Source organism: Streptomyces endophytica (genome assembly GCF_026153355.1).
Taxonomy (GTDB): domain Bacteria; phylum Actinomycetota; class Actinomycetes; order Streptomycetales; family Streptomycetaceae; genus Streptomyces; species Streptomyces endophytica.
On sequence record NZ_CP110636.1, the window covers coordinates 3,048,150 to 3,061,256 of the forward strand.

Annotated in this window: 12 protein-coding genes; 8 read left to right on the forward strand and 4 right to left on the reverse strand. The window is 71.7% G+C overall.

Annotation, left to right across the window (positions count from 1 at the left end; all coding sequences use genetic code 11):
- Positions 1-21: 21 nt before the first annotated feature.
- Both OJ254_RS13710 and OJ254_RS13715 read right to left on the reverse strand, forming a co-directional pair.
- Entirely contained in the window at positions 22-669 is a 648-nt protein-coding gene (locus OJ254_RS13710; RefSeq protein ID WP_265362548.1) for an ABC transporter permease, read from the reverse strand.
- 19 nt (positions 670-688) lie between these two features.
- A complete protein-coding gene (locus tag OJ254_RS13715) occupies positions 689-1,156 on the reverse strand; it encodes an Lrp/AsnC family transcriptional regulator (protein WP_030414526.1) in 468 nt (155 codons plus the stop codon).
- A 129-nt stretch (positions 1,157-1,285) separates the two neighbouring features.
- Here OJ254_RS13715 and hppD point away from each other — a divergent pair, with 129 nt between their 5' ends.
- From hppD to OJ254_RS13735, 4 genes are all read left to right on the forward strand, one after another.
- Entirely contained in the window at positions 1,286-2,443 is a 1,158-nt protein-coding gene (gene hppD / locus OJ254_RS13720) for a 4-hydroxyphenylpyruvate dioxygenase (RefSeq protein WP_265362549.1), read from the forward strand.
- 127 nt (positions 2,444-2,570) lie between these two features.
- On the forward strand, positions 2,571-3,935 hold the full coding sequence (locus tag OJ254_RS13725; RefSeq protein ID WP_265362550.1) for an FAD-binding oxidoreductase: 1,365 nt from the start codon (positions 2,571-2,573) through the stop codon (positions 3,933-3,935).
- 60 nt (positions 3,936-3,995) lie between these two features.
- A complete protein-coding gene (locus tag OJ254_RS13730) occupies positions 3,996-4,286 on the forward strand; it encodes a ribosomal protein L7/L12 (protein WP_265362551.1) in 291 nt (96 codons plus the stop codon).
- Between the two features lie 234 nt (positions 4,287-4,520).
- On the forward strand, positions 4,521-6,002 hold the full coding sequence (locus OJ254_RS13735; protein ID WP_265362552.1) for a dihydrolipoyl dehydrogenase family protein: 1,482 nt from the start codon (positions 4,521-4,523) through the stop codon (positions 6,000-6,002).
- A 47-nt stretch (positions 6,003-6,049) separates the two neighbouring features.
- On the opposite strand, the gene OJ254_RS13740 is transcribed toward OJ254_RS13735, so the two are convergent.
- On the reverse strand, positions 6,050-6,535 hold the full coding sequence (locus tag OJ254_RS13740) for an SsgA family sporulation/cell division regulator (protein WP_265362553.1): 486 nt from the start codon (positions 6,533-6,535) through the stop codon (positions 6,050-6,052).
- A gap of 241 nt (positions 6,536-6,776) precedes the next feature.
- Between OJ254_RS13740 and OJ254_RS13745 the strand changes: the two genes are divergently transcribed.
- Positions 6,777-8,318 carry an RDD family protein gene (locus OJ254_RS13745; RefSeq protein WP_265362554.1) on the forward strand — a complete coding sequence of 514 codons (1,542 nt, stop codon included), beginning with the start codon at positions 6,777-6,779 and terminating at the stop codon, positions 8,316-8,318.
- Between the two features lie 414 nt (positions 8,319-8,732).
- Positions 8,733-9,188 carry an RDD family protein gene (locus OJ254_RS31045; RefSeq protein WP_341483611.1) on the forward strand — a complete coding sequence of 152 codons (456 nt, stop codon included), beginning with the start codon at positions 8,733-8,735 and terminating at the stop codon, positions 9,186-9,188.
- A 64-nt stretch (positions 9,189-9,252) separates the two neighbouring features.
- Here the strand turns inward: OJ254_RS31045 and OJ254_RS13755 are convergent, their stop codons facing one another.
- Positions 9,253-9,582 (reverse strand): hypothetical protein, encoded by a 330-nt coding sequence (locus OJ254_RS13755; protein ID WP_265362556.1) that lies wholly within the window; start codon positions 9,580-9,582, stop codon positions 9,253-9,255.
- Between the two features lie 440 nt (positions 9,583-10,022).
- On the opposite strand from OJ254_RS13755, the gene OJ254_RS13760 reads away from it, so the two are divergent.
- Both OJ254_RS13760 and OJ254_RS13765 read left to right on the forward strand, forming a co-directional pair.
- The gene (locus tag OJ254_RS13760) at positions 10,023-12,413 is read left to right on the forward strand and encodes an immune inhibitor A domain-containing protein (protein ID WP_265362557.1); all 2,391 of its coding nucleotides are present in this window, start codon (positions 10,023-10,025) and stop codon (positions 12,411-12,413) included.
- 123 nt (positions 12,414-12,536) lie between these two features.
- Complete coding sequence (locus tag OJ254_RS13765) at positions 12,537-12,953, forward strand: hypothetical protein (protein ID WP_265362558.1); 417 nt, start codon at positions 12,537-12,539, stop codon at positions 12,951-12,953.
- The last annotated feature ends 154 nt before the right edge of the window (positions 12,954-13,107 follow it).

Consider the following 13,107-nt stretch of genomic DNA (forward strand, 5'->3'; position numbering starts at 1 on the left):
GCCGCCGGCTGGTCGGTCGTCTCAGGCACGGATCCCCCTGGAGATGGTCAGGCGTCCGATCAGGACGTACGCGGCGTCGAAGAGGAGCGCGAGCACGGCGATGCCGACCGTGCCGGCCAGTACCTGGTTGAGCGAGTTGGCGCTGCCCAGTGACGCGATCCCGCGGAAGATCTCGTTGCCCAGGCCGGGGCCGGAGGCGAACGCGGCGATCGCGGCGATGCCCATCAGCATCTGTGTGGCGACCCGGATGCCGGTGAGGATCGGCGGCCAGGCCAGCGGTAGTTCGACCCGGAACAGCCGGGCCGCCCGCGACATCCCGATGCCCTTGGCCGCGTCCACCAGCGCCGGATCCACCCCGCGCAGCCCCACGATGGCGTTGCGGACCACCGGCAGCAGCCCGTACAGGGTCAGCGCGATCACGGTCGGGGCGACGCCCAGGCCGACGATCGGGATCAGCAGACCGATCAGGGCCAGCGACGGGATGGTCAGGACGGTGGCGGTGGTGGTCGTGGCGAGCGACCCCGCCCATTCGCTGCGGTAGGTCACCACGCCGAGGAACACGCCGATCAGGGTGGCGATCACCATGCACTGGAACACCGCGCTGGCGTGCTGATACGCATCCGTCAGCAGCTGGGCGTGCCGGGTGCCGACGTACTCCCAGAAGCTCACCGTCGGTCTCCTCGCTCGGTCAGTCTCCCGATGCCTGTTTCACCAGCGGGATGATCCGCAACGGAACCGGATTTTCCATCACGATTGCCGTCGAAGCCCGCACAATGCCATCAAAGCCCACAACCAGGTCGATCACCCGCTGCAGATCGGCGTTGGAGCGAGCGACGAGCCTGCAGAGCATGTCCCCGTGTCCCGTCGTTGTATGCAGCTCCAGCACCTCGGGAACGGTGGTCAAGTGGGCCCGTACGTCATTTCCTTGGCCCTGTTTGATCTCCAGGGTCGCGAACGCGGTGACCGGATAGCCGAGGGCCGCCGGGTCCACCTCGGGCCCGAAGCCGCGGATCACTCCATTCGACTGAAGCCGGTCGAGCCGGGCCTGCACCGTCCCGCGCGCCACGCCCAGCCGCCGGGACGCCTCCAGCACCCCGATCCGCGGCTCTATGGCGAGCAGCTCCAGCAGTGCCCCGTCAAGATGATCGATCGCCAATGTTCACTCCCTCGTTTTCGATGGTCATCATGTACAGATAGCCCGGCTCGGTCGCGCGCTTGCTGTACAGAGTGCCCAATGGTTCCACAAACTATTGCGCATCTTGTGGATCGGAGGGACTCTGCGGCCATGGCAGACACCACGATGCACACCCAGCCCCTCACCCCCAGCTCGGCTCGGCAGGCGGACCCCTTCCCGGTCAAGGGGATGGACGCGGTCGTCTTCGCCGTAGGGAACGCCAAGCAGGCCGCGCACTACTACTCCACCGCCTTCGGCATGAAGCGCGTCGCCTACTCCGGACCGGAGAACGGCAGCCGCGAGACCGCGAGTTACGTGCTCGAATCCGGCGGCGCCCGGTTCGTGTTCACCTCCGTCGTCAAGCCCGTCACGGAACGGGGCCGCTTCCTCGCCGACCACGTCGCCGCCCACGGCGACGGCGTCGTCGACCTCGCCATCGAGGTCCCCGACGCCCGGGCCGCCTACGAGTACGCCGTCGCACACGGCGCCAAGGGCCTCGAAGAGCCCTACGAGCTCAAGGACGAGCACGGCATCGTCGTCCTCGCGGCCATCGCCACCTACGGCGAGACCCGGCACACCCTCGTCGAGCGCACCGGCTACGACGGCCCCTACCTGCCCGGGTACGTCACCGCCGGCCCGGTCGTCGAGCCCCCGAAGAAACGGTTCTTCCAGGCGGTCGACCACTGCGTCGGCAACGTCGAGCTCGGCCGGATGAACGAGTGGGTCGGCTTCTACAACAAGGTCATGGGCTTCACCAACATGAAGGAGTTCGTCGGCGACGACATCGCCACCGAATACTCCGCCCTGATGTCCAAGGTCGTCGCCGACGGCACCAAGAAGGTCAAGTTCCCGATCAACGAACCGGCCATCGCCAAGAAGAAGTCCCAGATCGACGAGTACCTGGAGTTCTACGGCGGCCCCGGCGTCCAGCACATCGCGCTGGCCACCAACGACATCGTCGGCACCGTCCGGCAGATGCGCGCCGCCGGCGTCGAATTCCTCGACGTGCCGGACTCCTACTACGACACCCTGGGCGAGTGGGTCGGCGACACCCGCGTGCCGATCGAGGAACTGCGCGAACTGAGGATCCTCGCCGACCGCGACGAGGACGGCTACCTGCTGCAGATCTTCACCAAGCCCGTCCAGGACCGCCCGACCGTCTTCTTCGAGATGATCGAACGGCACGGCTCCCTCGGCTTCGGCAAGGGCAACTTCAAGGCCCTCTTCGAGGCCATCGAGCGCGAACAGGCCAAGCGCGGCAACCTCTGACCGGCGGCCCGCCCGCCCGCCTCCCGACCTCCACCCCCAGAAGACAGCGCTGCGCGCCGCCCGTCCCGCCGCCCCGTGGGCCGTACACGATCTTCCGTGTACGGCCCACGGATGCGAGGCTTACCGCATGGACCTCATCGGACACCTGCGCGCCGGGCTCCCCGCCGACGCCGTCCTCACCGACCCCGATGTCACCGGCTCCTACGCCCGCGACATGGCCAACTTCTGCGCGTCGGGCAAGCCCGCCGCCGTCGTCCTGCCGCGCACCGTCGAGCAGGTCCAGCACGTGATGCGGACGGCCACCGCCCTCGGTGTCCCGGTCGTCCCCCAGGGCGCGCGCACCGGGGTGTCCGGCGCCGCCAACGCCACCGACGGCTGCATCGTGCTGTCCCTGGTGAAGATGGACCGCATCCTGGAGATCAACCCCGCCGACCGGCTCGCCGTGGTCGAACCCGGCGTCATCAACGCCGTCCTCTCCCGCGCGGTCAACGAACACGGCCTCTACTACCCGCCGGACCCCTCCAGTTGGGAGATGTGCACGATCGGCGGCAACATCGGCACCGCCGCCGGCGGCCTGTGCTGCGTCAAGTACGGCGTCACCGCCGAGTACGTCCTCGGGCTCGACGTCGTCCTCGCCGACGGCCGCCTCCTGACCACCGGCCGCCGCACCGCCAAGGGCGTGGCCGGCTACGACCTCACCCGGCTCTTCGTCGGCTCCGAGGGCAGCCTCGGCGTCGTCGTCCGCGCCACCCTCGCCCTGAAGCCCAACCCGCCCCAACAGCTCGCCCTGGTCGCCGAGTTCGGGTCCGTGGCGGACGCCGGACGGGCCGTCTGCGAGATCATGGCCCGCGGCCACGCCCCCTCCCTGCTGGAACTGATGGACCGCACCAGCGTCCGCGCCGTCAACGACCTGGCGCAGATGGGCCTGCCCGAGTCCACCGAGGTGCTGCTGCTGGCCGCCTTCGACACCCCCGACCCGTCCGCCGACCTCGCCGCCGTCGGCGCGCTGTGCGAGGCGGCCGGCGCCACCCAGGTCGTGCCCGCCGAGGACGCCGCCGAGTCCGACCTGCTGCTGCAGGCCCGCCGGCTCGCCTTCACCGCCCTGGAACGCCTCAAGCCCGCCATGCTCATCGACGACGTGTGCGTCCCCCGCACCCAGCTCGCCGCCATGCTGGAGGGCGCCACCGCCATCGCCGACACGTACGGCCTGACCATCGCGGTCTGCGCCCACGCCGGCGACGGCAACACCCACCCCCTGGTCTGCTTCGACCCGGCCGACCCCGACGAGGAACGGCGCGCCCGGGCCTCCTTCGACGAGATCATGGCGCTCGGCCTGCGCCTGGGCGGCACCATCACCGGCGAACACGGCGTCGGCCTGCTGAAGAAGGACTGGCTGGCCCGCGAACTCGGCCCGGTGGCAATGGAGTTGCACCGCGACATCAAGCAGGTCTTCGACCCCCAGGGCATTCTCAACCCCGGCAAACTGTTCTGACCGGCAAGGGGGTTGCGCCCCTGTCGTGCCCATGCCGCCCCCGACCGTAGAGTTTCCGCCATGGAAAACCTGCTTCCCGGTATAGCCCTCGTCGTCCTCGCCCTCGCCGTCGTGTCCTCCTCCACCGACCGCCGCTCCAAAATGGTGGAGCGGCGACTCGTCCGGCTGGAGCAGAAGGTGGATCTGCTCCTCGCGCACGCCGGCATCGAGGAGCCGCAGGACGCCCGGTTCGCCGAGATCGACGCACTGCTGGCGCAGGGCAAGAAGATCCAGGCGATCAAGCTCCACCGCGAGCTGACCGGCTCCGGACTCGCCGAGGCCAAGGAAGCGGTCGAACGCCGGACCCCGTGACGGCGGGACCGGCGCGCCGACCGGCCGGCGCGCCCGCCAGGTGACGGCCCGCCGCACGGACGCGCCGACCGGCCGGCGGGCCTACACGGTGCCGGACCGGCGGGCGTACGGAGACGTCACCGCGGCGGATGCGGGGACGGCCCCGCGGGCAGAGGATGGCCAGAAGGGACCCGGCCCCGCGGCCCTTCCCGCGGCCCGCCGGGCCGCCCCGCCCACCACAGGGAGCGAGAGCCGATGGCAGCGACCCCCACGACCCCGGCCGCCGACGAGGCCTACGACGTCATCGTGCTCGGCGCCGGACCCACCGGCGAGAACCTCGCCGACCGCGCCCACGCCGCCGGCCTGAGCGCCGTCATCGTCGAGAGCGAACTGGTCGGCGGCGAATGCTCCTACTGGGCCTGCATGCCCAGCAAGGCCCTGCTCCGCCCGGTCACCGCCCGCTCCGACGCCCGCCGCGTCCCCGGCCTCCAAGGCGCCGCCGACGGCTCCCTGGACGCCCCCGCCGTCCTCACCCACCGGGACGCCGTCGCCGCCCACTGGAAGGACGACGGACAGGTCCGCTGGCTCGACTCGGCCGGCATCGACCTCGTCCGCGGCCACGGCCGGCTCGCCGGACCCCGCCGCGTCGTCGTCGACGACGGGGAACGCACCCTCACCGCCCGGCACGCGGTCGCCGTCTGCACCGGCAGCCGCCCGGTCCTCCCGCCCGTCCCCGGCCTCGCCGAGGCCCGCCCCTGGACCAGCCGCGCCGCCACCAGCTCCCAGGCCGTACCCGGCCACCTCGTCGTGGTCGGCGGCGGCGTCGTCGGCGTCGAGATGGCCACCGCCTGGCGCGCCCTGGGCGCCTCGGTCACCCTCCTGGTCCGCGGCGACGGACTGCTGCCCCGCATGGAACCGTTCGCCGGCCAGCTCGTCGCCGCCGCACTCACCGAGGCCGGCGTCGACCTGCGCACCGGCACCGAGGTCCGCGAGGTCCGCCGGGAGATCCCCGGCGGCCCGGTCACCGTCGTCCTCGACGCCCCCGGCGGCCCCGGCGGACCGGGCGGCGCCGGCCGGGACGACATCGTCGCCGACGAACTGCTCATCGCCACCGGACGCGCCCCGCGCACCGCCGACATCGGCCTCGAAACGGTCGGCCTGGCGCCCGGCTCCTGGCTCGACGTCGACGACACCTGCCGGGTCTCCGGCGTGACCGGCGGCTGGCTCTACGGCGTCGGCGACGTCAACCACCGCGCCCTCCTGACCCACCAGGGCAAATACCAGGCCAGGATCGCCGGCGCCGCCATCGCCGCCCGCGCCCGCGGCGTCCCCATCCTGGAATCCGACCCCTGGGGCGCGCACGCCGCCACCGCGGACACCCGCGCCGTACCCCAGGTCGTCTTCACCGACCCCGAAGCCGCCTCCGTCGGCCTGACCGCCGCCGCGGCCGAACGCGCCGGGCACCGCTTCCAGGTGGTCGACCAGGACCTCGGCGCGGTCGCCGGCGCCTTCCTGTACGCCGACGGCTACCGCGGCCGCGCCCGCATGATCGTCGACCTGGACCGTGAAGTGCTGCTCGGGGCCACCTTCGTCGGCCCCGGCGTCAGCGAACTGCTGCACTCGGCAACCGTCGCAGTGGCCGGCGAGGTCCCCATCGAGCGGCTCTGGCACGCGGTCCCCGCCTACCCGACCATCAGCGAGGTGTGGCTGCGGCTGCTGGAGACCTACCGCGGCTGACCGACCGGCCTGCCGGGGGAGGGCCTTCCCCGTCCCCCGCCCGGCCGCTACGCCCCCGGCTCCGGCGAGTCGTCCGGTGACCAGCCGGACGACTCGCCGCCCGGCCGCGGTTCGTCCCGGGAGGCCATCGCGAACAGCTCGCTCAGCCCTTTGTCCAGGCCCAGATACCCCTGCTCCGCCCCGGGCGGCACCACCCGCAGCGTGCGCTCCAGCCACGCCGAGACCGCCGTCGCCGGCGCCTCCAGCAGCGCCTCCCCGTCCGGCGAGTCCAGCGCCATGCACACCAGGCTCCGGCCGTCCACCTTCACCGGCCACGCCCGCACATCACCCTCACCGCACGGCCGGAACACGCCCTCCACGAGCAGCTCACGGGCGAACGTCCAGGTCACCGGCGCGTCCGAACCGACATGGAAGGTGACATGGACGGCGTAGGGGTCATTCGTCCGGTACGTCAGCCGCGCCGGCACCGGAACGCTGCGCTCCGGGGACAGCACCAGGCCCAGTTCCAGTTCTCGTTCCACCACGGTGTGCATGAGGTCCGCCTCTCCGATCCCGTCTCCGCGGACGCCCTGGGAGCGGGCCCGCACCAGGAGAGAGGCACCAAGTGCCGGACTCTTACACGACTTCGTACAACTTTTTTCCCGGGCCTCTTCCAGGTGGTCGGAGGCGGGCACGGGCACCGTCGTGCCCCGGGGTCTGATAGATGTGGACGCCGCGTTGCGGCAGACTGCACCCCACACCCACCAGGCCGAGTACAGATACGGGACTTCGGACATGAGCGCCCCTACCTCAGGATCCGCCGGCGGCAGCCCCACGCCAGGCTTCTACCCGGACCCGTCCATCCCCGGCTACATCCGGTACTGGAACGGTGCCGCATGGGTGCCGGGCACCAGCCGCCCCGCCCCCGCCGAGGGCGAGGCGATGCCCGCGCCGCCGCCCGGCGCCGCCCCGCCGACCACCCCCGCCGTCGAGGAGACCGGCCCGGTCTTCCTCGACGAGGACGAGCCGGCCGCCGGCGACGCCGGGCTGCCCGTGGTGCGCCGCAGCGGCGAGGTCGAGGCCCGGCCCGCCGCCGCGGGCTGGGACGACCCGGCCCGGCTGCACGGCACCAGCCCGGAACCGGCCTCCGCCTGGCAGGCCGACGCCTCCCGGCAGAGCGGCTTCGGCAACGAGACCGACCGCCGCATCTCCTGGGGCGCCCCCGACCAGGCCCCCGCCGGCACCCCGTCCGGCGCCGCCTCCTGGGGCTCGGTGCCCCCGCAGCGCGACGAACAGCCCGCCGCCGACCCCGCGTCGGGCGACGTGCCCGGCACGCCCTCCTCCGCGACGCCCGCACCCGGCGCCCCGTCCGACGGGACGGTCGCCATCCGCGCCGTCAACCCGGCCGCCCGCCGCGGGAAATCCGGCGACCAGGGCACCACGGCGATCCGCGCGGTACGCCCCGGCGCCGCCGCGCCCGCCAAGGGCAACGAGACCATGGCGATCCGCGTCGCGGGCGGCGGCCGCAACGCCTCCCCGACGCCCGGCGGCGCCCCGCAGTCGCTGCCGTCCGTCGGCGCCCCGGCCCAGCAGACCCCGGCCCAGCAGACCCCGGCCCAGCAGAGCCCCGCACCGCAGCACCCGGCCCCGCAGCAGGCTCAGCCGGCCCCCGGCGGGCAGCAGCCCCCGGCCGGTTTCCCGGCGCAGCACGCCGCCGCGCCCACCCCGTCCACGCCCCCCGCCGCCGCGCCTCCGGCCTCCGGGCCCGCCCAGGGCGCCGGCGCCGAGGGCGTCATCCCCTGGAAGCCGCCGAGCGCCGCGGACCCCTTCTTCGCGGCCGCCCAGGCCGCACAGGGTCACCCGGCCGGACTCGGCCGCCGGCTCGCCGCCCGGCTGATCGACACCCTCGTGCTGGGCGCCGTCACCGCCGCCGTCGCGGTCCCGATGTGGGGCACCGTCACCGACCACATCGACGCCAAGGTCGAGGCGGCCCGGCAGTCCGGCCGTCAGGTGACGGTCTATCTGATCGACGGCACCACCGCCCCGGTCTTCGCCACGATCCTCGCCGTCCTGCTCATCGGCGGTGCGCTCTACGAGGCGCTGCCGGTCCTCAAGTGGGGCCGCACGCTGGGCAAGAAGCTGTGCGGCGTACGGGTGCTGGACATCGAGAGCCATGACAGCCCGATGCTCGCCGCCGCGCTCAAGCGCTGGTTCTGCTACAGCCTGCTCGGCGTCCTCGCCATCGGCGTGGTGAACGTCGTCTGGTGCGTGTTCGACCGGCCGTGGCGGCAGTGCTGGCACGACAAGCTGGCCCGGACGTTCGTCGCCGCCGACTGATCCGCCCCCGCCCGGGCCGCGACCGATCCGCCCGCCGCCCGGGCCGTGACTGATCCGCCCGACCGGAATCCGTCCCCCGAACGGACTTCGCCGGATGCGGCCGGCGGCGACAAGCGGTCGACTCGGGCCATGAGCACCGACCAGCCCGGCAACGGCTCCCCCCGTAACAACGCACCGCAGGGCGGCGGCACGGGCGGCGGCGAAGGCGGAACCCCACCGCCGGGCGGAACCCCACCGCCGGGCGGCACGCCCCCGGGTGGGCCCCCGCCTCCAGGCGGCACGCCCCCGGGTGGGCCCCCGCCGCCTGGCGGCACGCCTCCCGGTGGGACGCCGCCGTACGGTGGGCCCCCGTACGGCGGCGGCCCCTACGGTGACCCCTACGGCAGCGGGTACGGCGCCGATCCGTTGGCCGGTATGCCGCCGCTGGCGAACCGCGGCCGCCGGCTGGTCGCGCGCATCATCGACGCGATCCTCATCGGCGTCCCGGTGTCCATCATCATGACCGTGATCGTCGGCGGGGTGGACTACTTCAGCACCAGCAGCGTCGAGGCCGGCCGGCAGTCGACGGTGTCGGGCGTGACCATGCTCGCGTATCTGATCTACGAAGGGCTGATGCTCGCCAACCGGGGCCAGACCGTCGGCAAGATGGCGATGAAGATCCGCGTGGCGATGCTCGCGAACGGCTCGATCCCGACCGGCCAGGCGGCCTGGATCCGCGCCGCCGTCTACACCCTGCCGGAGATCGTGCCGTGCTGCGGCTTCATCTTCTGGCTGGTCAACGTCCTGTGGTGCACATGGGACAAGCCGTACCAGCAGTGCCTGCACGACAAGGCGGCGAAAACGGTGGTGGTCTCCACGGAGCCGCGGTAACTCCGAGCGCGTCGTTCAGCGCTCGTCGTTCAGCGCTCGGCGCTCCGGGCTCGGTGTTCGGCGTTCAGCGTGAGTGTTCGCCGACCCGGGCCTCCGGCGCGCCGGCCGTCTCGGTCAGCCGCGGCCGCGGCACCCGGTCGTACGGCGACGGCACGGCCCTCAAAGGGGCCGGCGCGGCGGGCGACTTGGCCCGTACGACGTGCCGGCGGACGACCCGGGACACTCCGGGCATCGGCGCCGTCATGGCGACCAGCAGGCCGAGCCCGAGTCCGGCGATGGCGATGACCGCGACCCCGATCCCGGTCTGCGTCTGCGAGAGCAGCAGCATCGCGAGGGTGGAGAGAAAGACGGTGGCCGAACCGTAGGCGAGCTGGGTTGCGGTAGGACGAGGCATGGCGGAATCCGTCCTCGGAGGGTCGGCAGGAAGTGTCGGTCAAGGGCGCGCCATCACACGAGCCTACGGTCCTTACTGCCCGAGCGGAACGGCAAGTAAGCGTGACCTAACCCACCGCGCGGAGGCACAGGGGGCGCACACGGCAAGCGCGTGAACGTATGTGCGGGAGCGTCCTGGCTGTTGACAAAGGGGGCGCATGCCCGGCAGGCATATACGCCCGGCTTCTGCGCCGGTTATCCGGACCCGGTTCTTCCGCTCTGTCCCCAACTTCGCTGCCCGACCGGCGTGTTCACCATGCGGACAGCTGTCCGATACCCGAAATCGGCGGACCGGTTAACGTACGTCGCTGACGTGACCAAGTCAAGACCTGTCTTTTCCCCCGTACTTCCGGTCGAATGCCCTCGAACAGTGACCGTGTTCGAAGGGGAGGACCGCTCCAAGTGAGAGACCAGAGAAGACCGTTCAGACCGGCCGCCTTGGCCACGGCGATCGCCGTGATCGGGGCGGCCGCTTTGTCTTCCGGGGTGGCGATGGCCGACGCACAGGGCCCGTCGCCCGTCGCCCGGCACCAGGACCCGGCGCCCGAGCGCAACGTGGACCACGACCTCAAGGGTCCCTACAGCGACCGGCAGGAGACCGCCCGCAAGGAGGCGCTCCAGCAGGTCATCTCCGGCAAGGCCAAGGCCACCGACCGGGGCGGCTCGAAGGTCGTCAAGCTCGGCCGCAGCAAGTACGTCGAGCTGGCCCGGCAGAAGACCGACAAGATCTTCACCATCCTCGTGGACTTCGGCGACAAGGTCGACAACACCACGATGTTCGACCCGGACGGCGACGGCCCCAAGCCCCCGATCAAGAAGTACGGCGGCGACCCCGGCCCCGCGCACAACCAGATAGCCCAGCCGGACCGTGCCAAGGACAACAGCACGGCCTGGCAGAAGGACTACAACCAGAAGCACTTCCAGGACCTGTACTTCTCGCACGACAAGAAGAAGCAGTCGCTCGCCAAGTACTACGAGAAGCAGTCCTCGGGCCGCTACTCCGTCGACGGCGAGGTCTCCGACTGGGTCAAGGTCGACTGGAACGAGGCCCGTTACGGCTCCAACTACTGCGGCCAGACCAACTGCGCCAACGCCTGGGACCTGATCCGCGACGGCGTCAACCAGTGGGCCAAGGACCAGAAGGCCAAGGGCCGCACCGACGCCCAGATCAAGGCCGACCTCGCCAAGTACGACCAGTGGGACCGCTACGACCACGACGGCGACGGCAACTTCAACGAGCCCGACGGCTACATCGACCACTTCCAGATCGTGCACGCCGGTGAGGACGAGTCCGCCGGCGGCGGCGTCCAGAAGACCAACGCGATCTGGGCGCACCGCTGGTACGCGTACGGCAGCGACGCCGGCAAGACCGGTCCCGCGGCCAACAAGGCCGGCGGCACGCAGATCGGCGACACCGGCATCTGGGTCGGCGACTACACCATGCAGCCGGAGAACGGCGGCCTCGGCGTCTTCGCCCACGAATACGGCCACGACCTGGGCCTGCCGGACGAGTACGACACCACCGGCACCGGCGAGTCCTCCGTCGACTTCTGGTCGCTGATGTCGGGCGGCTCCTGGCTCGGCACCGGCAAGGACGCCATCGGCGACCTGCCCGGCGACATGAGCGCCTGGGACAAGCTGCAGCTGGGCTGGCTCAACTACGCCAAGGCGAAGGCCGCGACGAAGTCCAGCCACAAGCTGGGCGTCGCCGAGTACAACACCAAGGACAAGCAGGCGGTGGTCGTCGAACTGCCCGCCAAGGCCGTCAAGACCGACATCGTCCCGCCCGCCGAAGGCTCCAAGCAGTGGTGGAGCGGCATGGGCGACGACCTGAAGAACACCCTCACCCGCTCCGTGGACCTCACCGGCAAGGCGAAGGCCTCCCTGAACCTCAAGGGCTGGTGGGACATCGAGAAGGACTACGACTTCCTCTACGCCGAGGTCTCCACGGACGGCGGCGCCAACTGGACCGCCCTGGACGGCACCGCGGGCGGCAAGGCCATCCCGCGTGACGGCAGCGACAAGCCCGCCCTGACCGGCACCGTCGCCGCCTACCAGGACCTCGTCTACCCGCTGGACGCCTACGCCGGCAAGAAGATCGACCTGCGCTTCCGCTACCAGACCGACGGCGGCGCCGCCCAGAAGGGCTTCGCGGCCGACAGCATCAGCGTGGTCGCCGACGGCACGCCGCTGTTCAGCGACAACGCCGAGGGCGACGACAACGGCTGGACCAGCAAGGGCTTCTCGCGCATCGGCGGGTCCTTCACGAAGGACTACCCGCAGTACTACATCGCCGAGAACCGCCAGTACGTGTCGTACGACAAGACCCTCAAGGTCGGCCCGTACAACTTCGGCTGGCGGACGGCCAAGCCGACCTGGGTGGAGCACTTCCCCTTCCAGAACGGCGTGCTGATCTGGCTGTGGGACACCTCGCAGGCGGACAACAACGTCGGCCAGCACCCGGGCCACGGCCTGATCCTCCCGGTCGACGCGCACCCGACGGCCGAGCACTGGGCCGACGGCACGCTGATGCGCAACCGCTTCCAGTCCTACGACTCGACCTTCACCCGGTTCCGGACCGACGCGCTGACCCTCCACAAGGACGGCGCACCGGTCAAGATCAGCTCGAAGAAGGGCGTCACGCTCTTCGACGACCGGCACGGCGTCTACTACGACAAGACGAACCCGACCGGCGGTGTGATCGTTCCTGACACCAACACCCGGATCAAGATCACCAAGGAGGCCTGGGACGGCTCCACGGTGACGATCAAGGTCGCCCCTGCCGGTAAATAAAAGATAAAACCAGCAGGTCAACGCCCGATCGGCCGTCGCCCCCTAGCGGGCGGCGGCCGATTAGCGTTTAGATGCGTCCTACAGTTCCTTGTTGACGCCAAGTCTCACGGGGGAGATATGCACATGTCCGGTGGCGGTTTCACCAGGCTTCCCGGCGGAAGCGTGGTGGTCGCCCTGTCCCTGCCCAGACCGGCCCACGGCCCGCGCTCCGGCCCGTACGAGTGCGGCTGCCGGGTCCGGGTCCTGGTGCACGCCGTGAACCGCCAGCGCGCCCTGACCAGGCTGCGCAACCTCGGCCTGCGCGCGGTCTACCTCCGCGGCAACACCGAGCCGCCCACCCCGGACGAGGTCACGGCCGTCCTGCACCACCCCGACGGCCTCGTCTGGCGCGAGACCCCCGACGACGACACCGAGTCCTGGCACCCCATACGCGCCCTCTGGCGCCCCCGCCCGGTCCACCCGACCCGCGCACCGCACACGACTCCCGATACGGGCCCCCTGCCCACGGGAAACGAGGACAGACCGGCCTCGGCGGCCTGAGGCGCAGGGGAGCGGGGCCAGCGCGGACGCGCGGGCCGGGTGGGGCCGCGGCGGGGTGCGCGTCGGGCGTACAGCGTCCCGGAACCCGGTCCGCGCGGTCCGGCGCCCGGCGTCCGGTCCGCGCGGTCCGGCGTCCGGCCCGCTCTTCTCCGGC